This is a genomic window from Glutamicibacter sp. M10 (genome assembly GCF_025452055.1).
Lineage (GTDB): Bacteria > Actinomycetota > Actinomycetes > Actinomycetales > Micrococcaceae > Glutamicibacter.
Genome location: NZ_CP104918.1, coordinates 331,358 through 354,222, shown reverse-complemented (window position 1 = coordinate 354,222; position 22,865 = coordinate 331,358). Strand labels below are relative to the sequence as shown.

The 22,865-nt window shown below is 55.9% G+C and carries 27 protein-coding genes and 4 tRNA genes; 19 read left to right on the top strand and 12 right to left on the bottom strand.

The genetic code is table 11. From position 1 onward, the window contains the following. Positions 1–7 precede the first annotated feature (7 nt). Genes N6V40_RS01755 through N6V40_RS01745 form a run of 3 tightly spaced genes read left to right on the top strand, consistent with a single transcriptional unit; the run spans position 8 to position 900 of the window. The gene (locus tag N6V40_RS01755) at positions 8–310 is read left to right on the top strand and encodes a thiamine-binding protein (RefSeq protein WP_131090666.1); all 303 of its coding nucleotides are present in this window, start codon (positions 8–10) and stop codon (positions 308–310) included. A 14-nt stretch (positions 311–324) separates the two neighbouring features. Further along, complete coding sequence (locus tag N6V40_RS01750; RefSeq protein ID WP_242632618.1) at positions 325–474, top strand: hypothetical protein; 150 nt, start codon at positions 325–327, stop codon at positions 472–474. A gap of 24 nt (positions 475–498) precedes the next feature. Next, the gene (locus N6V40_RS01745; protein ID WP_242632617.1) at positions 499–900 is read left to right on the top strand and encodes an O-methyltransferase; all 402 of its coding nucleotides are present in this window, start codon (positions 499–501) and stop codon (positions 898–900) included. 129 nt (positions 901–1,029) lie between these two features. Here the strand turns inward: N6V40_RS01745 and N6V40_RS01740 are convergent, their stop codons facing one another. Further along, the gene (locus tag N6V40_RS01740) at positions 1,030–1,410 is read right to left on the bottom strand and encodes a hypothetical protein (RefSeq protein WP_131090665.1); all 381 of its coding nucleotides are present in this window, start codon (positions 1,408–1,410) and stop codon (positions 1,030–1,032) included. Between the two features lie 154 nt (positions 1,411–1,564). Here N6V40_RS01740 and N6V40_RS01735 point away from each other — a divergent pair, with 154 nt between their 5' ends. Both N6V40_RS01735 and N6V40_RS01730 read left to right on the top strand, forming a co-directional pair. Further along, entirely contained in the window at positions 1,565–2,071 is a 507-nt protein-coding gene (locus tag N6V40_RS01735; protein ID WP_242632626.1) for a GNAT family N-acetyltransferase, read from the top strand. Further along, the gene (locus N6V40_RS01730; RefSeq protein WP_131090663.1) at positions 2,064–2,891 is read left to right on the top strand and encodes a spermidine synthase; all 828 of its coding nucleotides are present in this window, start codon (positions 2,064–2,066) and stop codon (positions 2,889–2,891) included. Before N6V40_RS01735 ends, N6V40_RS01730 begins: the two co-directional genes overlap by 8 nt. On the opposite strand, the gene N6V40_RS01725 is transcribed toward N6V40_RS01730, so the two are convergent. Both N6V40_RS01725 and N6V40_RS01720 read right to left on the bottom strand, forming a co-directional pair. Continuing rightward, complete coding sequence (locus tag N6V40_RS01725) at positions 2,888–3,331, bottom strand: DUF2087 domain-containing protein (RefSeq protein ID WP_262198715.1); 444 nt, start codon at positions 3,329–3,331, stop codon at positions 2,888–2,890. The two genes, N6V40_RS01730 and N6V40_RS01725, sit on opposite strands and share 4 nt — an antisense overlap. A 153-nt stretch (positions 3,332–3,484) precedes the next feature. Continuing rightward, positions 3,485–4,933 carry an NCS2 family permease gene (locus tag N6V40_RS01720; RefSeq protein ID WP_131090661.1) on the bottom strand — a complete coding sequence of 483 codons (1,449 nt, stop codon included), beginning with the start codon at positions 4,931–4,933 and terminating at the stop codon, positions 3,485–3,487. A gap of 170 nt (positions 4,934–5,103) precedes the next feature. Here N6V40_RS01720 and N6V40_RS01715 point away from each other — a divergent pair, with 170 nt between their 5' ends. Continuing rightward, the gene (locus N6V40_RS01715; protein WP_315973748.1) at positions 5,104–6,003 is read left to right on the top strand and encodes a universal stress protein; all 900 of its coding nucleotides are present in this window, start codon (positions 5,104–5,106) and stop codon (positions 6,001–6,003) included. A gap of 149 nt (positions 6,004–6,152) precedes the next feature. Here N6V40_RS01715 and N6V40_RS17555 read toward each other — a convergent pair whose 3' ends face one another. The 3 genes from N6V40_RS17555 to N6V40_RS01700 form a co-directional block, all read right to left on the bottom strand. Then, positions 6,153–7,040 carry a C40 family peptidase gene (locus N6V40_RS17555; protein ID WP_396268605.1) on the bottom strand — a complete coding sequence of 296 codons (888 nt, stop codon included), beginning with the start codon at positions 7,038–7,040 and terminating at the stop codon, positions 6,153–6,155. Further along, a complete protein-coding gene (locus N6V40_RS01705) occupies positions 7,022–7,906 on the bottom strand; it encodes a coiled-coil domain-containing protein (protein ID WP_262198710.1) in 885 nt (294 codons plus the stop codon). Before N6V40_RS01705 ends, N6V40_RS17555 begins: the two co-directional genes overlap by 19 nt. Before the next feature lie 525 nt (positions 7,907–8,431). Further along, the gene (locus tag N6V40_RS01700) at positions 8,432–8,803 is read right to left on the bottom strand and encodes a metallopeptidase family protein (protein ID WP_131090658.1); all 372 of its coding nucleotides are present in this window, start codon (positions 8,801–8,803) and stop codon (positions 8,432–8,434) included. 134 nt (positions 8,804–8,937) lie between these two features. On the opposite strand from N6V40_RS01700, the gene N6V40_RS01695 reads away from it, so the two are divergent. The 4 genes from N6V40_RS01695 (at position 8,938) to N6V40_RS01680 (ending at position 9,395) form a co-directional block, all read left to right on the top strand. Beyond that, positions 8,938–9,010 (top strand) — tRNA-Glu (locus N6V40_RS01695). A 55-nt stretch (positions 9,011–9,065) separates the two neighbouring features. After that, positions 9,066–9,139 (top strand) — tRNA-Asp (locus N6V40_RS01690). Between the two features lie 49 nt (positions 9,140–9,188). After that, a tRNA-Phe gene (locus N6V40_RS01685) sits at positions 9,189–9,261 on the top strand. A 60-nt stretch (positions 9,262–9,321) separates the two neighbouring features. Beyond that, positions 9,322–9,395, top strand: a tRNA-Asp gene (locus N6V40_RS01680). Positions 9,396–9,451: 56 nt separating this feature from the next. Here N6V40_RS01680 and N6V40_RS01675 read toward each other — a convergent pair. Together N6V40_RS01675 and N6V40_RS01670 are read right to left on the bottom strand one after the other, a co-directional pair. Continuing rightward, positions 9,452–10,306, bottom strand: coding sequence for a DUF8083 family protein (locus N6V40_RS01675; protein ID WP_131090657.1), 855 nt, complete (start codon positions 10,304–10,306; stop codon positions 9,452–9,454). A gap of 2 nt (positions 10,307–10,308) precedes the next feature. Continuing rightward, positions 10,309–11,109, bottom strand: a complete 801-nt coding sequence (locus N6V40_RS01670; protein WP_262198708.1) for an exodeoxyribonuclease III — start codon at positions 11,107–11,109, stop codon at positions 10,309–10,311. A gap of 105 nt (positions 11,110–11,214) precedes the next feature. Here N6V40_RS01670 and N6V40_RS01665 point away from each other — a divergent pair, with 105 nt between their 5' ends. Continuing rightward, on the top strand, positions 11,215–12,243 hold the full coding sequence (locus tag N6V40_RS01665) for a 3-hydroxyisobutyryl-CoA hydrolase (RefSeq protein ID WP_131090655.1): 1,029 nt from the start codon (positions 11,215–11,217) through the stop codon (positions 12,241–12,243). Between the two features lie 24 nt (positions 12,244–12,267). Here the strand turns inward: N6V40_RS01665 and N6V40_RS01660 are convergent, their stop codons facing one another. Next, positions 12,268–12,771: a MarR family winged helix-turn-helix transcriptional regulator gene (locus N6V40_RS01660; protein WP_131090654.1), complete on the bottom strand. Its 504-nt coding sequence runs from the start codon at positions 12,769–12,771 to the stop codon at positions 12,268–12,270. A 187-nt stretch (positions 12,772–12,958) separates the two neighbouring features. Here N6V40_RS01660 and N6V40_RS01655 point away from each other — a divergent pair, with 187 nt between their 5' ends. Genes N6V40_RS01655 through N6V40_RS01645 form a run of 3 tightly spaced genes read left to right on the top strand, consistent with a single transcriptional unit; the run spans position 12,959 to position 13,895 of the window. Beyond that, positions 12,959–13,162 (top strand): hypothetical protein, encoded by a 204-nt coding sequence (locus tag N6V40_RS01655; protein ID WP_131090653.1) that lies wholly within the window; start codon positions 12,959–12,961, stop codon positions 13,160–13,162. After that, the gene (locus N6V40_RS01650; RefSeq protein WP_262198705.1) at positions 13,159–13,599 is read left to right on the top strand and encodes a hypothetical protein; all 441 of its coding nucleotides are present in this window, start codon (positions 13,159–13,161) and stop codon (positions 13,597–13,599) included. The genes N6V40_RS01655 and N6V40_RS01650 overlap by 4 nt, the downstream gene beginning before the upstream one ends. Beyond that, a complete protein-coding gene (locus N6V40_RS01645; protein ID WP_262198703.1) occupies positions 13,596–13,895 on the top strand; it encodes a winged helix-turn-helix domain-containing protein in 300 nt (99 codons plus the stop codon). Before N6V40_RS01650 ends, N6V40_RS01645 begins: the two co-directional genes overlap by 4 nt. A gap of 3 nt (positions 13,896–13,898) precedes the next feature. On the opposite strand, the gene nadE is transcribed toward N6V40_RS01645, so the two are convergent. Both nadE and N6V40_RS01635 read right to left on the bottom strand, forming a co-directional pair. After that, a complete protein-coding gene (gene nadE / locus N6V40_RS01640; protein WP_131090650.1) occupies positions 13,899–14,723 on the bottom strand; it encodes an NAD(+) synthase in 825 nt (274 codons plus the stop codon). Between the two features lie 96 nt (positions 14,724–14,819). Further along, positions 14,820–15,158 (bottom strand): winged helix DNA-binding protein, encoded by a 339-nt coding sequence (locus N6V40_RS01635; protein WP_262198700.1) that lies wholly within the window; start codon positions 15,156–15,158, stop codon positions 14,820–14,822. Between the two features lie 143 nt (positions 15,159–15,301). Between N6V40_RS01635 and pyrE the strand changes: the two genes are divergently transcribed. Next, positions 15,302–15,859 (top strand): orotate phosphoribosyltransferase, encoded by a 558-nt coding sequence (gene pyrE / locus N6V40_RS01630; protein WP_207306536.1) that lies wholly within the window; start codon positions 15,302–15,304, stop codon positions 15,857–15,859. A gap of 78 nt (positions 15,860–15,937) precedes the next feature. Here pyrE and N6V40_RS01625 read toward each other — a convergent pair whose 3' ends face one another. Further along, the gene (locus N6V40_RS01625) at positions 15,938–17,152 is read right to left on the bottom strand and encodes a LacI family DNA-binding transcriptional regulator (protein ID WP_262198697.1); all 1,215 of its coding nucleotides are present in this window, start codon (positions 17,150–17,152) and stop codon (positions 15,938–15,940) included. An 81-nt stretch (positions 17,153–17,233) separates the two neighbouring features. Between N6V40_RS01625 and N6V40_RS01620 the strand changes: the two genes are divergently transcribed. The 4 genes from N6V40_RS01620 to N6V40_RS01605 are packed head-to-tail and all read left to right on the top strand — an operon-like array spanning position 17,234 to position 22,843. Beyond that, the gene (locus tag N6V40_RS01620; protein WP_131090647.1) at positions 17,234–18,532 is read left to right on the top strand and encodes an ABC transporter substrate-binding protein; all 1,299 of its coding nucleotides are present in this window, start codon (positions 17,234–17,236) and stop codon (positions 18,530–18,532) included. 8 nt (positions 18,533–18,540) lie between these two features. After that, entirely contained in the window at positions 18,541–19,578 is a 1,038-nt protein-coding gene (locus N6V40_RS01615; protein ID WP_131090646.1) for a carbohydrate ABC transporter permease, read from the top strand. Then, complete coding sequence (locus N6V40_RS01610; RefSeq protein ID WP_131090645.1) at positions 19,575–20,462, top strand: carbohydrate ABC transporter permease; 888 nt, start codon at positions 19,575–19,577, stop codon at positions 20,460–20,462. Before N6V40_RS01615 ends, N6V40_RS01610 begins: the two co-directional genes overlap by 4 nt. Before the next feature lie 50 nt (positions 20,463–20,512). Then, the gene (locus N6V40_RS01605; protein ID WP_262198695.1) at positions 20,513–22,843 is read left to right on the top strand and encodes a glycoside hydrolase family 3 N-terminal domain-containing protein; all 2,331 of its coding nucleotides are present in this window, start codon (positions 20,513–20,515) and stop codon (positions 22,841–22,843) included. The last annotated feature ends 22 nt before the right edge of the window (positions 22,844–22,865 follow it).

The following is a 22,865-nucleotide window of genomic DNA, read 5'->3' as shown; positions in this document are numbered from 1 at the left end:
TAGAGGCATGATTGTAGCTTTTTCTGTAGCCCCAAGTAACGACAACCCCAACGGTTCAGTCCACGATGCCGTGGCTGAAGCTGTGAAGATCGTGCGTGATTCCGGTCTGCCTAATCGCACCAGCTCCATGTTCACAGAAATTGAGGGTGAATGGGACGAGGTTATGGAGGTCGTTAAGCAGGCCACGATGGCCGCTGGAAAGTTCGGATCCCGCGTTGCGCTGGTGCTCAAAGCCGATATTCGTCCCGGCTACGAGGGCGAAATTGACGCGAAGATTCAACGGCTTGAGAAGGCTATCAAGGATAGTTAGGAGAGTGCGTCGCCATGATTCACCATAGGGCTGAACGTGAGGCCGGTGCGGTTGAGCAGTATCTGGAAGAATCCCTCGGGCTTCAGGTCCAGGCCCTGGAAAAAGGCCGTGAGCATGATCGGGCCTCGGGGCTGCCGTCCATTGAAGTCAGCACGGGGCAGTGAAAATTTCTGTAGTTAGTAGCGCAGATGATTGGCGCTCGCCGAGTGCTAGAGATCGGGACCTTAGGTGGCTACTCCACCAGCTGGCTGGCCCTTGGTGTTGGTGAATCGGGCAAGGTGATTACCTGCGAATTTGAGCCCTTGCATGCCCGCGTAGCGAGAGGAAACCTCGAACGGGCCAGGCTTGGCGACCGTGTAGAAATCAAATTAGGTGCCTCCCAAGCAACCTTAGACTCACTGATTACCAAACGCACCGAGGCATTTGATCTGATCTTTATCGATGCCGACAAGCGCAATAACGTGATCTATCTTCAACGAGCGCTGGAACTCTCGCACCCGGGAACGGTGCTGGTCTCAGACAACGTGGTGCGAGGCGGGGCGATCTTGGATGATTCGGGCCAATTGGGAAGCCAAGAAGCCGACGTGTGAGGAGTCCAAGAGGCACTGATCTGGCTACGTTATCATTCGCGGGTCTCAGCCACCGCACTGCAAACAGTGGGCGCCAAGGGCTGGGACGGGTTTGCGCTGGCCAGGGTGCTGTAAAATGCGGAGACGGTACTAGCGTGCCGAGTGGTGTTCGCTGAAGCTGCGTTCGGGTTCCTCGTCGGCCTCCGGAGCAAAAGGTGGGGCCTTGATAATCAAGACGTACATTGCCACAGCGCAGATCACGGCGACCGGGGCTCCGATCCATAGGGCGTATTCGGTGTTGCGCACTAATCCTGCAACAACCGGGCCAATGAGCATCGGGACGATGTAGTAGTAATGCTGCGGTGTGGCCGGGCCCCAAATACGCTCGAGTTTTGAGATGAGACTGAAGCCGGCGGCCAAAAGAATGCATCCGAGCAGGATGACCCAGAGCGTTGATGAAAGGCTGATAGTCAGGGTCAGCGAGCCGACTAGGCCCGCGGTTAGATAGGCGTACTTCGTATTTTGATGCAAGCCTTCTCCCTTTTCTGCTCCAGTTTGATTTGATGCGATACATGTATTTTTTCAAACCTTTGGACAGTTCGCAATGCTACTTAAGTAGGAGGGGTGCCGGGAGCGTTGAAAGAAATAAGCCCAAGCACTGCCGTAGGCTAGAAATGTGCCACAAATGAACGACTACCGAATCCGACTGGCGACCGAAAACGACGTACGCCCAGCCTTGGAAATGAAACTTGATTCCTGGCGCGAAGCCTATGCTGCGTTACGCGAGCCCTCCTTCTTCGCCCATCACCAAGAACAGCTCGAAGGCCAAGTAGCTTGGTGGGAGCGGGGCTTGGCTTCCGGCGCGCAATTTTTTATCGCCGAAGATGAGCAGGGCAAGATCATTGGCCTTGCCGGCGGTACCCCAACCATTGAAGAAGACAAAGACACCGGCGTTGAGATCGAGCTGGGCATGCTCTACGTAGAAAAGCAGTACTACGGCAGCGGGCTGGGTGCACACCTGATGGACGTGGTGCTCGGTCAGCGTGATGCGCTGGTTTGGGTGCTGGAAGGTAATTCGCGAGCCCAGGCCTTCTTTGAAAAGCAGGGTTTTAAAGCCGATGGAACTACCGAGTCACTGGTGGGCACCTGGCAGGGATTGATTGAAAGACGGATGGTACGCGCCCATGGCTAGGGACTCCAAGGACTCATTGCTCGGCGAATTCCCCATTGATACGGGCACAGCCATTATTGAGTCCGATCCCTACGGCGGAAACCGGTACATCCTCAAGGTCAACGGGGTCCCGTCCTCGCATATTGACCTCGACGACCCGACGTACCTGGACTTTGAGTACATGCGCTGGATGGAACCGATTTTCACCTATGGTTTCCCCGCCGAAGACTTTGACGGCCGCGCCCGAAAACTGCGGGTGCTGCACCTAGGCGGCGGCGGTTGCTCGATGGCCCGCTGGGTGGCCGCGAGCTACGAGAACGCTCGCCAGGTGGTGGTGGAGCTCGATGCCAAGCTGGCCGAGCTGGTCCGTACCTCATTCGACGTGCCTCGTGCTCCGCTGGTGCGCCTTCGTGTGGGCGATGCCGCCGCGGTATTGCCAACCCTGAGTGATGACAGCCGCGACGTCATCATCCGCGACGTTTTTGCCGGAAGCACCACACCGCGGCAGCTGACCACGGTGGAGTATGCGCGAGATGCCCAGCGGGTTCTGGATGCGGGAGGTGTGTACATCATCAACTGTGGTGACACCGCCGATCTGGCCGGAGCTAAGGCTGAGGCCGCCACCCTATTAGAGGTCTTTGAACACGTGGCCATGATCGCCGACCCGCCAATGCTTAAGGGCCGTCGCTACGGGAACATCGTGTTCTTGGCCAGCGACGAACCATTGAAGCTCGGGGCCGGATTTGAACGCAACCTGCGCACCGCACCCTTGCCAGCACAGTTGGTTGCAGGGGCAGGTGTGCAACGCTTCGCTACCGGCGCCAGCGCAATCCTGGCCTAGTTAGCGGCACCGCGCTGGTAGCTGGAGCCATCAGCAGCACGCAGCAAAAGGCCGTGATCAACCATGTAACGACGCAACAGTGCCACATCGGGGTGAAAGACCCGCAGGCGCTCATTAACCTGTTCCTCGCGCAGTTGATCATCCTGGCCGATGATCGCATCACGAAGGTAGACCAGTACCTCGTGGCGGTCCGCCGGCTTGGCCGGCAAGGTATCCAAACGGTGACCGGTGAAAAAACGCTGAATGCCGCTGGACTCCGGCTTTGTTGCCGCGGCCGAGGCTAGCGTTCGCTCCAAGAACTGCTCGTTGAGTACCCAACAGTCATCCGCTTCGGATAACAAACCGATTTTCACCCAGCGCGCTAAATCTTTGCGTTGGGTTTTGGCAGGTTGCTCAGCAAGGTCGGACCCGGAAAGCACTGCACCAAGAAGCTGACGCATTGAAGGGTTTTTAGCCCGGCAGCAACCTGAATCCACTCATTGGTCTGTTGTTGACTCATGAGCAACAGTCTAACCATTTTCTGCCTTTGCTCTGGATGCACAACAGCCCGCCATGACTAGGTCATGACGGGCTGTGAAGACAAGTGGTGAGTATTAGACCCCAACCCACATTTCAATCAAGCCAATGCCGAAGAACAGCACAAAGGCCGCGGAAACAACCCACATCAATGGGTGGATTTCCTTGGCGCGGCCCTGGGTGGCGCGGATGAAGACGTAGGAGATGAAGCCTGCACCGATGCCGTTAGCGATCGAGTAGGTGAAAGGCATCAGGGTGAAGGTCAGGAATGCTGGCAGCGCAATGCCCCAGTCGTTCCAGTCGATCTTTGAGACCTGAGTGATCATCATGAAACCAACAACTACCAGTGCAGGCGCCACAGCTTCGAAAGGCACCAAGTAGATCAGCGGGCTCAGGAACATGGCCACGATCATCAACAGACCGGTCACCACAGACGCCAGACCGGTGCGTGCACCTTCGCCGATGCCGGCGCCGGATTCCACAAAGATTTGCGCCGAGGAACTCGAGGTACCGCCACCGACGATAGCGCCGGCTGCATCAACCATCAGGACCTTATCCACGTCTGGGATCTTACCGTTTTCATCCATGGTGCCAGCTTCAGAAGCCAGACCAACCATGGTTCCCATGGCGTCGAAGAAGATCGATAGCAGGATCACGAAGGCCAGCAGCGAGGCGGCGGTGAAGCCCAGCTTGCTGAAGGCGCCGAAGATGTTGACGTGCCCGATCAGCGACAGGTCAGGCAAAGTCCAGTTTGGCAAGGACGGAACAACCAGCGACCAGGTGCCGGTCTTAAACGTGCCAATGTGGAAGATGGATTCAAGGATGTTGGCGATTACCGCGGAGACGACGATACCGATCAGGATCGCGCCCTTAACCTTGCGGACAACTAAAGCCATGGTCAGCAGCAAGCCGATGATGAAGACCAGGATTGGCCAGCCCATCAGTTCACCATCAAAGCCCAGTCCCACCGGGACGGTGGTGTTCGCGGCGTCCGGGATGCGCTGCACGAAGCCCGCGTTGACCAGGCCGATCAGCGCGATGAACATGCCGATGCCCACGACGATGGCCGTTTTCAGCCCGGCCGGAACCGCGTTGAAGACCGCGGTTCTGAACCCGGTGAGCACCAGGATGAACATGACCACACCGGCGATGAGCACCAGGCCCATGACGTCGGCCCAGGTCAGTTCCGGGTTGGTGGCCACGGTGATGGCCACAAAGGCGTTGACGCCAAGGCCGGTGGCCATGGCGAAGGGGTGGCGGGCCCAGATGCCCATGAGGATGGTCAGGATGCCGGCCACAAAAGCGGTCACCGCGGCAACGCGCTGGATGCCCAACTCGCCGCCCGAGGAGTCGGCGCCGGAAAGCACCAGCGGGTTGAGGACGACGATGTAGCTCATCGCGAAGAAGGTGGCGATGCCGCCGCGAACCTCGGTGGAGAACGTGGAGCGCCGTTCCGAAATCTTGAAGTACCGGTCGATCCGCGCGGCCGCAGACGTGCCGGAAGCAGTTTTGGTGGAGGAGGACATGGAAAAATTCTATGTTGTTTTTGTTGCGTATCGATATCTAACTTCTAACTAACTAGGCACAATCAGAAAACTTTAGACCCAACTCACACCTAGTAACTGCCAAAGCAAGTACATTGGAGGTAAGGGAAATCACACCCATGTTGATCTGAGGTTATGAAGGAGCGATTCAGATGAGTGATGAAGCGCCAGTCGCAGCAGAAAAGATCGAAGGAATTGTTGTCGGTGTTGATGGTTCGCAGCAAAGCAAGTGCGCTTTGCGGTGGGCCGAACGCGAGGCGGTGCGCCGCGGAAGCGTGCTGAATATCGTTTCCGCCTACACCATCCCGGTCTTCGCCGCGTCCTCCATGGATGCTGGTTACTCGACCCTGGACGATGATTTGATTCGCGGCGGAGCCGAGGAAATCGTCCGGCAGGCGCGGGCCGATCTTGAAGGCAGCCAGGCGCAGATCCGCACCTATATCGAATCCGGGGATCCGGCCGGTGTATTGCTGGATCTTAGCGCGGATGCGGAGCTGGTTGTTGTTGGCACCCGAGGCCGTGGTGGCTTTGTTGGTCGCTTGCTCGGCTCGGTGTCTTCGGCGCTTCCGGCACACTCCAAGTGCCCTACCGTCGTGGTGCCTTTGTGCATGTCCAAGGAGCAAGAAGCCGGAGCCGCGAGCACAAATGAGCGCAAGGCGGTGGTGGTTGGTATTGATGGTTCGGACCGAGCTCGTTCGGCCGTGCTAGCTGCCGCTGATGCTGCGATGGCCATCGGCCTGCCGATCCGACTGATTTGTGCGGTGCCGCCGGTGGGTGCAGCGCTGGCATGGATGCCAGCGACCATCGACCAGGAGGCAGTGCTAGAAGATGTCCGCTATCAGATGGGCGTTGGAACCCGATGGCTTAATTCCCACTACCCAGATTTGCAGATTGAAACCGACGTGGTTTCTGGGCCACCGGTGGAGGTGCTGATTCGCGAGTCTGAGCACGCGGTACTCACGGTGACCGGTTCACGAGGTCGTGGCGGATTTACCGGCATGCTGTTGGGCTCCACGTCTCAGGGCGTGCTGCACCACTCAAGGGGCCGGTGATGGTGGTCCCTGACTCGGAGGATCCTCGCTTGGCTGATCGTCATAAGTTCGATACTCGCGCCCAGGAACAGTAGAAATAACTAAATGAACATAGACTAACGGCCACACACCCCAAGGGTGTGTGGCCGTTAGTCTATGTTGGCTGCTGCTTAGTAGCGAGCTGCCTGTGAGTACAGGTTGTTGACCCAGCTCAATGGCGTTACCGAAATACCAACACTTGGGTTACGGGCGTGTACTACGTTGCCGTTACCGATGTAGATCGCAACGTGGTAGAACGATGCGCCACCGTTGGAGGACGAGAACACCAGGTCACCTGGGCGCAGGTTGCTCAGCGACACGTGCTGTGGTGCGCTGAAGAACTGCTGGGTCGAGGTGCGTGGCAGGTTGATGCCCGACTGGCCGAAAGCACGCTGCGAGAAGCTCGAGCAATCAAATGCGTTTGGACCGTTGGCACCGTAGACGTAGTACTTGCTTGGATCGTCAGCGGTCTTTAGCGCCCAAGCGAAAGCAGCCGAGTAGCTCTTACCTGAAGACTCTGGCTCTGGCTCAGCGGTCTTGGTTGGCTCTGGCTCAGCAGTCTTGGTTGGCTGTGGCTTTGGAGCTGGCTTAGGTTCGGCCGTTTTGGTCGGCTTAGGTTCAGCGGTCTTGGTTGGCTTTGGTTCGGCCGTTTTGGTCGGCTTAGGTTCAGCGGTCTTGGTTGGCTTTGGTTCGGCCGTTTTGGTCGGCTTAGGTTCTGTAGTCTTAGTCGGCTTTGGCTCTGCAGTCTTAGTCGGCTTTGGTTCGGCCGTCTTAGTTGGTTTTGGCTCTGCAGTCTTGGTTGGCTCAGGATCAGCCGACTTAGGAGGTTCTGGAGCGAGGGTAGGAGTTACCGTATCGAGCTCTACAGCCTTTGGCCTGACCGTGTCCTCTTCTTCAGAGTCCTCGGTAGTCTCAAGTTCCGTTGGTTCTGCTACGGCCTTTGGCTTAACCGTGGCTTCTTCTTTGGAGTCTTCAGTTGGCTCAAGTTCCTGTGGCGCAGCTACAGCAAGTGGCTTGATAGCTTCAGGTGCTTCTTTTGGAGCTTCGGCAGTGTCTGCAGTAGCGATAACCTCTTCGAGGGCTGCTTGCTGCTCTTCGTTCTCTTTTTCTCAACTGCCTTGCGAACTTCAGCCTTTTCCTTCTGCTGCAAAGTAGCAAGGTTGCTGATTAGTTCATCGCGAAGCTTCTTTTCCGGATCAACAGCGTTCTCATAGGTGGAAAGAGTGCTGTTGGCGGTAGCTGCGGCGGAGTCGTAATTTGCGGCGGCATCTTCAGCGGCGCTTTGTGCTGCGTCAGCGTATTCCTGCCATGCCGAAACCAGTGCTTCAGCTTCGGAAGCGGTGTTGACCGACTTCACCTGCTGTTCGCTCAGTGCGTCAATGGTGGCGGCCTTTCGGAACAGGTCACCATCCTGGTTGTCATCCAGCAACAGGCCTAGTGTCGAGTTGCCTGCACCGTTGCGGTAAATATCAGAGGCGATAGCGCCTAGATCCTTGCGGCTCTGTGCAAGGTAGGTTTTTGCGTAATCCAGCTGCTGGACTGCCTTCTTGGCATCAGCGGTGCGCAGATCGCGCTCTTCGCCGGCCGATAGCAGTGACTCTTGCGCCTGAGCAGCTTCGTTTTCTACTCGCTGCATTTCAGCGCGGCTGGAAGCCAGGGATTCCTCGATGCGAGCGATCATCGCGTTCGTCGAGTCTTTATTCTTCTTGGCTTCTTTGATCTCTGCGTCAGTAGGCAACGCGGAAGTGCTTGGTGCAGCTGCAATGGACACAGATGCAGGGAACGTAGCAGCGGTTGATGCGGAAGCAGGTAGAGCACCTGCAAGGCAGGATGCTGCTAGGGCCAGCGTGCTTGCGGCAACACTGAGCGTGTGGCGAGTAGCCATATCGTTCCTCACTAAGTACTTGGATGACGTGGAATCTTGAAAACGTGACTCTCTGAGGTAGAAAGATCACGATTTGGATAAGACTCCAATTAGCACATTAGGCTAATCGTGACACCCTTGGCAACACTGTTCACATCAGTCACATGAATCCCAAACGTGTAATTCATCTGCGGTTTTAGCGCGTGATCTGCGGGAACGTGTAATTGCGCGTGGTGAACTTTCTGAAAGAAACCTTGGAAAAATTTTCTGAATTTATGTCCCGAGGCTTGGTGCACTGAACTAAAGGTGAAGCGTTGGTAACGCGGGCAGCACGTCCCGGGGTGATTCCTAACGACAGTAAAAAGTGGGTGCGTTAATAGGGAGCGTTTGGCACGTAGTGGAAAGCGGCAAGATGGACGCAGGCGTGTTCCCAAGTATCCGCGCGAGCCAGGCGTGTGGTCCGCCTCTCTTTTATTCGGTCTCTGGCCACCAGCTTCGTTGAACTTTGTGAGGCAGATCTCAAAACAAGTTTTTGCGTTTTTTGCCTCAGGACCACCCCAAAGCATGCAATTTTTCATCATCGATTCCAAAGTGATGGGCCACTTCGTGCATGAGCGTGATTCGAATTTCACGCACCACGTCTTGATAAGTTTCGCAGGCCCGAAGGGTCGGATTTTTGAAGATTGTAATGTGGTCAGGCAGCGCTCCGGCGTCCCATCCTGAATCTCTCTCGGTGAGGGCTGTACCCTCATAAAGCCCCAAGATTTCAAGGTTTTCTGGCTCGCCTGGACGTGGCGTGTACTCGTCTTCGATGAAGAAAATGACGTTTTGCATCATGTCTATGGCGGAGTCCGGAATGGAGTCGATGGCCTGTTCAACTAGCTGCTCAAACTCGTCGTCGCTGATGTTCAAAAGCATGTTTTCAGCCTAGGCGAGGACGCTGAGTTGAGCATCGAAAATTTGGATCAGGAGCCGATTTTGCGAAATCAAAAAACCCCACGTATAGTTATTGGAGTCCGCTACGGAGAAGCAAGAAACCGAAGCGAACTTAGGCCCCCATCGTCTAGCGGCCTAGGACACCGCCCTTTCACGGCGGCGGCACGGGTTCGAATCCCGTTGGGGGTACAAGCAATCATTTTATGATTGTTAGATGGAGAAATCCATTGGCTTGCGAAAGCAAGGCCCTGTAGCGCAGTTGGTTAGCGCGCCGCCCTGTCACGGCGGAGGTCGCGGGTTCAAGTCCCGTCAGGGTCGCTCAATTTACTAATCTATTAGTAAATTTGGTGTCCACTTAGTGGTACCAGGCTCTGTAGCTCAGTTGGTAGAGCGTTCGACTGAAAATCGAAAGGTCACCGGATCGACGCCGGTCGGAGCCACGCAGGCCCTCGGTTTACCGAGGGTTTTACTGTGTGTATTGAAATAAATTCAAAACACTAGGCCCTGTAGCGCAGTTGGTTAGCGCGCCGCCCTGTCACGGCGGAGGTCGCGGGTTCAAGTCCCGTCAGGGTCGCATATGAACAGAAGCTCCGGATTGATTACCGGAGCTTTTGCTGTATCTACAGCACGTCAGTTCGCTCGACCAAGGTGACGCGGACCCAACCATCGGTTGCTCAAACGGCGGTATGCCGCAGCTGCGCCTGTCATGTCACCATCTTCCATTGCTTGAAGGCCATCCAAGAGATCACTGGCGGAATCATCGGGCCAAACAATCTCAGCCAGTAGCCCATAGTCCAGCTCAATTACCGAGCGGCTATCAAAGGACTCGAGCCAACTGCCGAGGTCTCCTAGCTCTTCAAAAAGCTGGGACTGCGGCGCATGGGTAACTAAAGTCTGCACGGCCCAGGCTAGGCGCTCTACGGCCTGTTCAAAACCGATATACATGCGCACGGTCTTCAGGCGTTCACCCTCGTGCACCGTTTCGCATTCGTCGTCTTCACGGAACAGCGCAAACCAGCTCAGCGGAATTCCCCACGAAGAGGTACGGGTATGTAGGTGTGTTAGATCTGCAGCCAAACGATCTGGATCGATCCGCTGTGAGTTGGCTTCACGAGAAACCGGCGGAACCAATAGATCGAATACCTCGGGGCGAATGGCTTCTTCGGCTTGTTCTGTCGCCAGGAAGCTGCGGGCTTGCAGTTGCCCGGGGCAGTAACGGGTATGTTCGGTGCCCTGATAGTCCAAGGTCTTCACGCTGCGGAAGAATTCGGGCTCGTTGTGTGGGAACGGGTCTGAGACGCTACGCAAGGTGCGCTGCCATAGACGTGCGTTCTCAAACTCATCCCATTGATCAGCGGTGCGTGCCGGCGCACGCAAGATCATCGACTGGGCCCAATCTTCAAAGGTATCTAGTGGTTCGTAGACACGAAGAAGTGCTGTGGCCGAAGTAAGTTCGCTGGTGGGCCCAGTCAATTTTGGGTTCATAGTTAGTCCGACAACTCCACGATGACAGGCGCGTGGTCACTGGCGCCCTTACCCTTGCGTTCTTCACGGTCAATGCTCGCAGAAGTCACTCGCGCGGTGAGGGCCGGGGAAGTTAGCGAGAAGTCAATGCGCATACCTTCACCCTTTGGGAAGCGCAGCTGGGTGTAATCCCAGTAGGTGAATTGTCCCTCAGTGTAGTCGCGAACTACATCCTTGAATCCAAGCTCCTCAAAGGCGCTGAAAGCTGCGCGTTCGGGTGCGGAAACATGGGTGAGCTTGTTCTCTAAGAAGAAGCCGATATCCCAGACATCTTCATCTTTCGGTGCGATATTCCAGTCACCCATCAAAGCGATCTGCGCTTCGGGGTTTTCGCTGAGCCACTGGCCAGAACGCTGCTTCAGCTCATCAAGCCAATGAAGTTTGTAGGCCATGTGCTCATCGTCTAGGGCGCGACCGTTGGGAACATAGAGGCTCCACACCTGGACTCCGCCACACGTCGCGGCAATGGCGCGCGGTTCTTGAATCGGGTTCTTGCCACCCTTGCCAAATTCTGGCTGGCCCGGGAACGTTCGTTGTACATTTTCGAGTCCCACACGGGAGGCGATGGCTACACCGTTCCACTGGTTCACGCCAAAGTGGGCTACCTCGTAGTCATTGTTCTCAAACAATTCCCACGGAAAATTATCGTCTTTGCATTTTGTTTCCTGAATAGCCAGGACATCTACATCTGAGCGCTGCAGCCAATCCTCCACGCGGTCAGCGCGGGCTCGTAGCGAGTTCACATTCCAAGTTGCAATCTTCACTAGTTCAACCTATCAAGTTTGCGGAAGTGTGCCACTTCAATTTACTCGGAAGCCCGAGTATATTCTTAGTCAAACTGTGGCGCCATTCATTCCAAGGAGGCAACGTTGCCTGAAATTTTGACTGAACGACGTGGGCATTTGGGTTTGATCACGCTGAACCGGCCCAAAGCGCTGAATGCGCTTAATGCCGAAATGTGCCAGTTAGCTCTTGAAGCTTTGTTGCAGTGGCGAGATGACCCTGAAATTGTTCAGGTGGCGGTGCAAGGTGCAGGGGAGCGGGGACTGTGCGCCGGTGGCGACATCGTGGCTATTTACCGAGACATCAAGGAACGCACCGGTTCTTCGGAGAATTTTTGGCGTATTGAGTACCAACTCAACGCCTTGATCAGTGAATACCCCAAGCCATATATCGCCATCATGGACGGAATCGTACTTGGCGGTGGCATCGGAATCTCCGCCCATGGCAGTCACCGAATTGTCACGGAGACAAGTCTTTGTGGCATGCCTGAAGTGGGTATCGGTCTGTTCCCAGACGTTGGTGGAACGCACCTTCTAGCTAAGGCGCCTCAAGCAGCAGGCCGCCTTGCGGCCCTGACCGGAACCAAATTTGGTGCAGCCGATGCCATGCTGCTCGGCCTGGCCGATGTTTATGTTCCGCAGGCGCGGCTAGCAGAACTGCTAGAGAAGCTGGCCAGTGAGCCGGTGGATGCATTATTGGGGCATTTCGCTGAAGAGCCAGCCGAGGGGTTTATGCACGAAGAATGGGTGCAGGCTTTCACCCATCAGAATCTGCGAACAGTGTTGCTTGAACTTCACAAAGAATCGGCTCCGAAGGCGCAACAGATGGCGAAGGCGCTGCAAGCTGCCTGCCCAAGTTCGGTGCGACTGACCGATGAGCTGATACAACAAGCCGGAGGAGATCTTCGGGTGGATCTCCAGCGTGAATTCCGTGCAGTGGTTCACCGGTTAGATGATCCTGATTTTGCTGAGGGTATCCGGGCCGCGGTTATCGACAAGGACCGGACGCCACACTGGGTTGAATACCTGCCGGGCCTAAGCCACGAACAACGCACCGCAAAACAGCTCGGTCCCCTTCCCGGGGCGGAGCTGAATTTTGCATTGCTGGAGCACTAAATTTCGCGCTGATGGTTTGAGACTTTAGACGAAGTCTCCGGAGGCTTTGCGGAAGCGGGAGAGGATCTCAAATAATTCGGTAGCGTCCGAAGCACAGAGATTGCTCTGGGCAAAGAGCAGTTCGTTAAGATCATCGCGGGCCGCGTTTAATACCTGCTGACCTTGTTTGGTCAGTTCTAATAAACGCGTGCGCCCATCGGTAGGGTGCGCCATGCGCCGAACCAAACCGGTGGATTCCAACCGGTCTACCGAGTTGGTCAGGCTGGTGGCGTGAACCTGTAGTAACTCGCTGGCCTGGCTCATAGGCAGGGAACCGCGCTTGGAGAATCCCAGCAGTGCAAGCACCTCAAAGCGGGCAAAGGTCAGGCCATGAGGCTTCAGGATGGAGTCGGCTCGTTGTAAATAAATTGAGGCAGTACGCATCACTGCGGTGATTGCTGCCATCGGTTCGGCCTCAGCTTTCCACCCGTGTGAGATCCATTGTTCTCGCGCTTGGGCGATCGGATCGCGGGACAAAGGTGAAGCCATTGAGATACCCCTAAATTAGAAGACTTAGTCCAACAATATACTTGGACTTCCTAGGGAATGAAAAGAGCGCCCGCTCGACCTGATGGCCACGGTAGCTCAAAGAATGTTTCAACAAGTACTTTCCAATATGGAAAGTACTTGTTAGTCTGAAGGTATTCGTTAGGTTCGCAGGCAAAGGAGTAGGGCAATGAAGATGACCTTCAATTCTTGGTACGTCGCCATCATTAGCGCGGGAGGCTTGATCTTCCTCGCCTTGGCGATGACCGCCTACGTTACCGGTCATTCCTACCTGCTCTGCGTGGGGATTGTTTTCTTTACCGCGGTCACCGTGACGATGTCCTCTATTTACGCACAGCGTCAGAACAAAGCTCGCAAGGCGGCCGGCAAATGAGTTCCGAAGAGCAGATGAATGCCGATGAGCAACTGGCCGCCCTGAATGTGGTGCAACAGCGCATGGAGCGCGCCTCCGGCTACGGCGCCAAACTCATGGGCGTTTACTGCGTGATCTTGGGTTTGCTCATCGGGTCACTAGCGGCCCTATTGCAGGTCTACCGCCCCGAGAAAAACTTCACCGGATTCATTATTCTTACCGCACTTTTTGGCATAGCTGTTGTAGCAATATCGTTGGCCTACGCAAAGCTATACCGTTCACTACCGCGGGGATTTTCCAAACTATATCTTCGCGGATTCTTCGGGAGTATGGCCCTGTACATGGTTGCGGTTGCCATGCTTAACGCGGGTGAAATGGGTTGGGGTGTTACCGCGTTGACGGGGCTTATCGTAGCTGCGCCGCTGTGTATCACTGGAATAGTGATGGTGCGCAAATGAGTGGCCACGCTCGCGAACGACTCAATGAGGACTTCTCAAATCCGGTCAGACTCTCGCTCATGGGATCTTTGCGAGCTGTAGATGAGGCTGACTTTAAAACCCTGAAGGAAACGGTGGGAATTTCCGACTCGATGCTTTCTAGGCACTTGAGCGCGTTGGAGGCAGCTGGATACGTGCGTATCAAAAAGGGTTACGTAGGCAAAAGGCCCCGTACCTGGGCGAAGCTAACTTCGAGCGGGCAAGAGGCCTTTGCGCAACATGTTCAGGCGTTGAAGGAAATCACCGGATTGGCGTGAGCCTTAGGCCCGCCACCACTTGTCCCAATAGGTGGCTGGGACTGCACGCTTGTGACGGGAATTCACAAAACGCTTCTCGATGGCTTGGGCAGCAGCCTCACTAATCTCGCGACCTTCAAGATAGTCATCAATCTGCTCGTAGGTCAGCCCAAGTTCATCTTCGTCGGTGCGCTGCGGCTGCCCATCAAGAAGGTCAGCGGTAGGCTTCTTCGACCAAAGCAACTCAGGAGCCTGGAGCTCACGTAATAGGGACTGGTTTTGACGCTTGTTTAAGCCAGCCAATGGCAAGAGGTCTGCTCCGCCGTCGCCAAACTTGGTGAAAAATCCGGTGACGGATTCGGCAGCATGGTCAGTGCCCAGTACCAACAGGCCGCGGTCACCAGCCAGCGCGTACTGCACGATCATGCGGGTACGCGCCTTAGCGTTACCACGGTTGAAGTCGCTGATCTTATCCAAACCGGCATCGGCAATAGCTTCATCCAGTGCGGCGACGGGCTTTGCGATGTTTACTTCGTACTGTTCATCTGCAGCGACGAAATCCATGGCCGCGGCAGCATCAGCGGCGTCTTGCTGTACTCCATGAGGCAGGCGCACCGAGACAAAGCGAGCTTCGCCGCCGGCCTCGCGGACTTCCTGCACTGCCAACTGGGCTAGGCGACCGGCCAAGGTTGAATCAATACCGCCAGAAATCCCCAGCACGAACCCCTTGGCGCCGGTTGCGGCGAGGTACTCCTTGAGGAAATCGACCCGACGCCGGATCTCCTGCGTGGCGTCAATTTCAGGGCGTACGCCCAACTCTTCAATGATCTGTGATTGCAATTCACGCATGTCTTTAATCCTAGGCAGTGGGGGTGGGCGCAGGGCAACTACGATGGCGTTTGCCGCGAAATTTAATCTGTTCTCAACATAGGCGTTGATCAGTGGTTAGGGAGTTTGTGGCTCTTGCTCCGGCTCCCAGCCCAGGCTGCGCGCAATCTTTTCCAGAGTCTGGATAACAGCGTCATATTCTGAGCCGTCTAGATCCTGACCGAACTGCGTGCGGATCTTCTCCACTAGCTCGCTGAGCTTCAGCAGTGAGGTGTGGCCACGTCCAGTGATCGAATACTCACCGTTATGTACGGTGACCCACCCGGATTCCACCAGCTCGGCCAAGTGCTCACTGAGCGACTGCGGTTCATCTTCGGACGCGAAGAAGGGGAGAGGTCGGTGTTTAGCTGCGCTTCGCTGGCAGGTTGATGTTCTAGCAAGTTCAGGACCTGCCACTGCCGGCGTGTCACACCGTGTTCTTCTAGAGTCGCTGCAAACTGCTCGTCAATCAGCGAATCCACCAATTTTAACCAGTAACCCAAGGGGCGTTGTGCGTTCATAAAATCAGCCTAGCGATGATGCCGACTAGAATCGAGGGTATGAGCGAAACCGGCGCCCGTGCGCGACTAAAAGAACTGATCCAAGAACTAGCCATTGTGCGTGGCAAGGTCATCTTGTCTTCGGGCAAGGAGGCCGATTACTACATCGACCTGCGTCGTGTAAGTCTGCACCAGGAAGCTTCGGGTTTGATCGGCGAGGTCATGCTTGACCTGCTTGATGAAGCCAAGCTGGAATTCACCAATGTTGGTGGTTTGACCATGGGCGCTGACCCAGTGGGCACCGCCATCATGCATACCGCTCGCGCCAAGGACCGCGCCATTGATGCGTTTGTGGTCCGCAAGGCGCAGAAGTCCTACGGCATGGGTCGTCAGGTTGAGGGCCCAAGCGTTGAGGGACGCGACGTCATCGTGCTTGAAGATACCTCCACCACCGGTGGCTCGGCGCTGACCGCAGTTGAAGGTGTGCGCAAAGCTGGCGGCAACGTGATTGCCGTAGCCGTGATCGTAGATCGTGACACCGGTGCCAAGGAACGTATTGAATCTGAAGCTGGCGTGCCGTACCTGTTTGCCTACGGCAAAAAGGAGCTGGGCCTGTAACCAGTAGTTGCTTTTTGGTCTCACAACCCGCTATTCCGAATCATTCGGAATAGCGGGTTGGCTGTTTTCTGAACTGTTTTAGCTCTGCGGTGGGGCAGCGGTGGTATCGCGCGGAACCAACACGGCAGGTAGCTGGTGCGGCTCGGTGACCTCTTCACACTGAAGCAAAGCCAAGAGCATGCTCACCGCATGACTACCCATTTCATGCAGCGGCTGGCGCACGGTACTGAGCGCGGGGGCGGATTGGGCAGCGGCGGGAATATCGTCAAAGCCGATAATGGATAGTTCCTGCGGAACGGCGAGTCCACGTGCGGAGGCGACCTCTAGGGCCGCCAAGGCGGAGATATCGTTGGCCGCAAAAATTGCGGTGGGTGGCACCGGTAGGGCGAGGAGTTGTTCGGCCGCTTGCGTCGCGGTGTCCCATTGGTAATCGCCAGCGTGGATCAACTGCTCATCAAATTTGATGCCGGCTTCATCCAGCGCTCGCCGGTAGCCTTCTTCGCGTAGGTGTGCGGAATTCAAATCATCGCGCCCACGGATATGCCCAATGCGTTGATGGCCCAGATCAATGAGGTGCTTGGTGGCCGTATATGCGCCACCAGAATTGTCCACGTCTACGGTGTTGGGCATATCGGTGCCGGCCTGCGGGTCGATGGCGACAACAGGCACTGAGCTGTGCGGGATTTCTACGGTTGGGGTGACAATGATGGCCCCGTCAATGAGCGTTCCACCCAAGCGTGAGAGTGAACGACGTTCCCAGCCGATATGCCCTTCTGGGCTCAGGTTGCCAGCGTAGGCCATGAGGTCATATTTGGTGCCGCGCAGGGTGGCGGATATTCCGTTGAGAAGCTCCAGGGCGAAGGGCTCAAATTCGGCAACCAGGATGCCGATAATGTTCGTTTGAGAGTTGCGCATCGAGGATGCGACCAGTGAAGTTTCGTAACCGAGTTCATTGATGACCTGATGCACGCGAGTGATGGTTCTTGGTGCAACGCCGTAACGACCGTTAACAACTTTGGAAACGGTGGACACCGAAACTTCGGCAACGCGTGCCACATCATTGATGGTCACTCGGCCTTCCGCTGGCTTTTCGGCAGACGTTGGAAACTGCCCAGCGGTGGCATTCACGTGGTGTTGGGTCTCAGGGGTCATCACCCGACTAACAGTAGCGCATAAATCCGCGAAAACAGTGGTGTTTGTGGACTTGTGACCGGTGATTAGCAAATTTTCGATAACGTTTTCGCTAAGGATTTCGAAAACGTTATCGAAAACGATTGACATGACGTGCGTCACAGTGCAATTCTTGGTGGAGCCAAGTGCCTGCCGCGTGGAAGTCGACGGGTCATCACATCATCAATGCACAGGAGCACACGTATGTTGTCCAAGTCCCGAACTGCGAAAATGTTGGCGCTGGCAGCCACTGGCTCGCTACTTTTCTCCGGCTGCGCCTCAGGCTCTGATACTCCTGAAGCCTCGACAAACGGAACCACCACCATCACTTGGTGGCACAACTCGAACAACGGAGAAGGCAAGGCCTACTACGAAAAGGTCGCCAAAGATTTTGAGGCTACACATCAAGGCGTGGACATCGAGGTTAACGCCATGCAGCACGAAGACATGCTCACCAAACTCGACGCCGCTTTCCAAAGCGGTGACACCCCAGATGTGTACATGGAACGCGGTGGCGGGGAACTGGCCGCGCACGTGGAAGCCGGGCTGACCAAAGACCTCAGCGAGCAAGCCAGCGAAGAACTAAAATTCCTCGGAGACACCGCCGGCGGCTGGCAGATCGATGGCAAGACCTACGCCCTGCCGTACTCATTGGGCGCTGCAGGGTTCTGGTACAACAAAGCATTGTTCAAAAAAGCCGGCGTCGACAAGGCGCCCGAAACCTGGCAGGACCTTCTTGACGCCAGTGACAAGCTCAAAAAAGCTGGCATCACCCCAATCTCCGTAGGAGCGGGTGACAAATGGCCGGCAGCTCACTACTGGTACTACGCTGCGGTGCGTGAATGTGCCCAGCAAACCTTGGCTGACTCGGTCACCAATATGGATTTCAGCGACCAGTGTTTTGTGAAAGCTGGAGAAGACGTAGATCAGCTGATCAAGACCGAGCCGTTCAACCCAGGATTCCTCTCCACCCCAGCCCAGTCCGGTCCAACCTCAGCCTCGGGCCTCCTAGCCACCGGCAAAGTTGCCATGGAACTGGCCGGTCATTGGGAACCGGGCGTAATGCAGGGGCTCACCGAAGACGGTAAAGGTCTAGGCAAAAACACCGGCTGGTTCTCCTTCCCCGCAATTGAAGGTGGCCAGGGTGATCCGAAAGCACAGTTAGGTGGCGGCGATGCCTGGGCGGTAGCTCAAGACGCTCCAGACGAAGCAGTCGAGTTTGCCAAGTACATGGTCTCCGAGAAAGTTCAGAAAGGCTTTGCCGAGCTGGACATGGGGTTGCCTACTAACCCCAAGGCCAAAGACTCCGTTGCAGACCCAGCCTTGGTATCCATGATGGACGTTCGAGACAAGGCGCCCTACTTCCAGCTGTACTTCGACACCGCTTTTGGTGCTTCAGTCGGTGGAGCCATGAATGATCAAATCGCCTTGCTCTTTGCTGGCAAGTCCGATGCTCAGAAGATCGTTGATGCCAGCCAAGATGCCGCTGATCTAGAGAAGTGATCCCTACCGTGGCTCAAGAAGTAAGTTTTGTATCAAGTTCGCGTACCGATGACGCTGACCCAAATCCGGTGAGCGTTACACAACCGACCAGAATCAAGTCGGTCAAGGCCAAAGAGCGTCGGCGCAAACCAGCAGATAAACGCAAGAATCTAGAAATCTTGTTTTTCATCAGTCCGGCATTGATTCTCATCGCAGTATTTATGCTGTTGCCCATCATCCAAGCTGTGCGCTTCTCGGTGTACAACTGGAAGGGCTTCGGCCCACTGGTGGACTTTGTAGGGCTGAAAAACTACGCCCGCGTACTGCAAAACGAGGTTTTCACCGATGCGATGATTCATAACCTGATCATCATTGGTGGATCTATCGCTCTGCAATTGCCCATTGGTTTAGGGATTGCTCTCTTGCTCAACCGCAAGATGAAAATCCAATCATTGCTGCGCACCATCATCTTTGTTCCTTATGTGCTCTCCGAAGTCATCGCCGGGGTGATCTGGTTCCAACTCTTGCAACCCCAGTACGGGGTCGTGGACACCATCATCTCCAAGCTGGGCATCCAAGGTCCTGCCCAAGGCTGGCTCGGCACTCCCGAGCTGGCGCTGTGGACGGTACTGGCCGTACTGACCTGGAAGTACCTCGGGCTGGCGGTGATCTTGTTCTTGGCAGGACTCCAAGGGGTTCCCTCGGAGCTTTACGAAGCAGCACAAATCGATGGAGCGTCCTGGTGGCAGATCCAACGCAAAATCACCATTCCATTGTTGGGGCCGACCCTGCGCACTTGGGGATTCTTGTCCATGATTGGTTCACTGCAGCTCTTTGACATGGTTTGGATTCTCACCGGCGGGGGACCGGCCAACTCAACGACCACGATGGCCAGCTTCCTAGTCTCTGAGGGAACAAAACGGCAGAACTTCGGTGTGGCAGCTGCTGCCTCGGTGATCCTGTTTGTCGTTGCGTTGATCCTCGCAGTTTCCTACCAGCAGTTTGTTCTTAAGCGAGACTCGCAGCCAGATGACGAACGAACCAAGCCGAAGAAGGTCAAAGCATGAGCACCATCCTGGCCACCGGACCACAGCACACCCCAACCCAAGCGAAGCGCGCTAAAAAACGTTCCAAAAACCAAGGCGGAAACGTTCTGGTTTATGCCCTTGCGCTCGCCGTAGTCGCTCTAACACTCGGCCCGGTGCTCTATGGGGTGCTTGGTGGCTTTCGCACCAACGCTCAGTTAGCGCAAAACCCTGCGGGGCTGCCGGCCCCATGGGTGTTGGATAACTACCTAGGCGTGCTAAAAAACCCGGACTTCTGGAACTACGCACTGAACTCATCAATGATCGCGGTCATCACAACCCTGATCGTGGTGATCTTTGGAGTGATGGCGGCCTACCCGCTGGCGAGGTATCAGTTCCGACTGCGCGAACCGATCTTTATGGTCTTCGTTTTGGGTCTGCTTTTCCCGGCCACTGTGGCCATCGTTCCACTGTTCATCATGATTACCAGGGACCTGCATATGGGTAATACCTGGTGGGGTGTTGCCCTGCCACAGGCGGCATTCGCCTTGCCGATGACGGTGGTCATTCTGCGCCCGTTCCTGATGGCGCTGCCACAAGAATTGGAAGAAGCCGCCCAGCTCGATGGCGCCAGCCGAATCGGATTCTTCTGGCGCATCCTGCTGCCTCTATCGGGACCGGGCATGGTCACCGTGGGTGTCTTGGCCTTTGTTGGCTCGTGGAACGCCTACCTACTTCCACTGCTCCTATTACAAGGAGATATGCGGACCCTTCCCTTGGGCGTCGCAGATTACTCATCGGAGCACTCGGCGGACACTGCCGGCGTTTTCGCCTTTACCGCACTGGCAATGATTCCAGCACTGATCTTTTTCCTTGCCATGCAAAAGCGCATCGTCAACGGGCTACAGGGAGCAGTCAAAGGCTAATGCGTCCAGGCGAAAACACGCCTGCCCACTTTTTGAAGAATAGGACTTTCATGAAAACTGCCGAGCAGACTTGGCGTAATACCGCATTGCCAACCGAACAGCGCGTAGCTGCTCTTATGGAGCAGATGACCCTCGAAGAAAAAGCGGGGCAACTTGGTTCCTACTGGATCCGTCCAGAGGAAGAAAACCACGATAGTGAAGCCAACGTGGCACCCATGGCTGATACCTTCAGCGGCGGCCCGAGCTTTGATACTGCGATCCAGAACGGGCTGGGGCACATCACCCGTGCCTTTGGCACTGTCCCCGTAGATCCGGGCCAGGGGCGAGACCGGTTGGCTGAACTCCAAGAACAAGTTATTGCTGCCAACCGATTCGGCATCCCGGCCATCGCCCACGAGGAATGTCTTACCGGATTCACCACCTTGGGGGCTACCTGCTATCCGGCATCTATTGCGTGGGGAGCGAGTTTTAACCCGGAACTCATCAAATCGATGGCCGCACGCATCGGTGCAGATATGAAAAAGATGGGTGTACATCAAGGTCTTTCTCCAGTCTTGGATGTAGTGCGTGACTACCGCTGGGGACGCGTTGAAGAGACCATCGGTGAAGACCCACACCTAGTCGGAGAATTAGCGGTCGCCTACGTGAAAGGACTTCAGGGCTCTGGAGTCAACGCCACCTTGAAGCATTTCGCCGGTTACGCTGCCTCCCAAGCTGGACGTAACCACGCGCCGGTATCAATTGGTCCGCGTGCTTTGGAAGATGTGGTCTTCCCACCTTTTGAACGCGCAGTGCGTGAAGCACAAGTGGCGTCAGTAATGAACTCGTACGCGGATATTGATGGTGAAGCACCGGCCGCGAGCCGCCGGCTACTCACCGAAGTCCTGCGTGAACGCTGGGGCTTCACCGGCACCGTGGTGGCCGATTACTGGGCCGTGAGCTTCTTACACAGCATGCACGAAATTGCCGAGAGCGAAGATGCTGCTGGGCTGCTAGCGCTTTCGGCCGGCATGGACGTGGAGCTACCTGAAACCATCTCCTTCGCCAATCTGGCTGAGGCGGTACGTGCTGGGCGACTACATGAAGACGTGCTAAATACCGCGGTGAGCCGGGTGCTGACACAAAAGATTGAAGCCGGGTTGCTGGATCCTGACTATGACCCGCGGGGTGCATGGCTAGGTGATGATACGGAACTGGACTCGATCGAGAATCGAAAGCATGCCCGGGCCATGGCCGAAGAATCCATTATTCTTTTGCGTAATGAGCAGATCCTTCCACTCAAAAGTCCGGCACGCATGGCGGTCATCGGCCCCAGCGCCACACAGCCACGCACCCACCTCGGTTGTTATTCCTTTACCAACCACGTGTACTCGCGCTTCGCTGAACACGAGGACTATGGCGTCGAAATGGTATCCATTCTCCAAGCGCTTGAGGACTCCCCAGCGCTCGCCGGAAGCAACATTGAGTATGTTCGTGGCGTGGACTTCACCGACCTCGATGACAGTGGAATTGAACAGGCCGTTCAGGCCGCCCGTAACGCGGAAGTTGCCGTGGTGACAGTTGGAGATCTAGCCGGACTCTTTGGGCGTGGAACTTCGGGTGAAGGCTGTGACGTGGTGGACCTGAAGTTGCCTGGGCGACAGGCCGAACTTGTTGAAGCGGTCTTAGAAACCGGAACACCTACCGTGCTGGTCTTGGTCACCGGCCGCCCCTACTCGCTCGGACAGTTCGCCCATCGTGCGGCAGGCATCGTTCAGTGCTTCATGCCGGGTGTCGAAGGTGGCCCCGCACTCGCTGCGGTACTGACCGGCCAAGTGAATCCATCAGGCAAATTGCCGGTGCAGATTCCTGACCATGTGGGCGGACAGCCAGGAACCTACCTGACGCCCAAGCTGGGTTGGCACTCTGACGGAGTTTCGAATCTTGATCCCCGTCCGCTCTATCCATTCGGCTACGGCATTTCTTATACAGAATTTGAGATATCCGAGCTGCAGCTATCCCACACAGAAATCTCAACCGAAGGAAACCTGGAGATCAGTGCGACGATCACAAACACTGGTGGATTTGCAGGCGCGGAAGTAGTCCAACTGTATTTGTCGGATGAGGTCTCACAGGTGGTGCGTCCGCGACGTTGGTTAGCTGGTTTTGCCAAAGTTCAGTTGGAAGCTGGTGCTTCGACGCGGGTCACCTTCGACGTGCATGCGGATAGAACATCATTTATTGGATTAGATGGGCGCAGAATTGTGGAACCGGGCAACTTCATCGCGACGGTTGGCTCAAGCAGTGAGGACCTGCGCCTTCAGGGACAATTCCGGATTGTTGGCCACGTCCGTGAGCTCAAAGAAGGTCGAGTCATGGATACTCCGGTGAGAATCGACTAGCTCCAGGCAGGCCTTGAGGCCG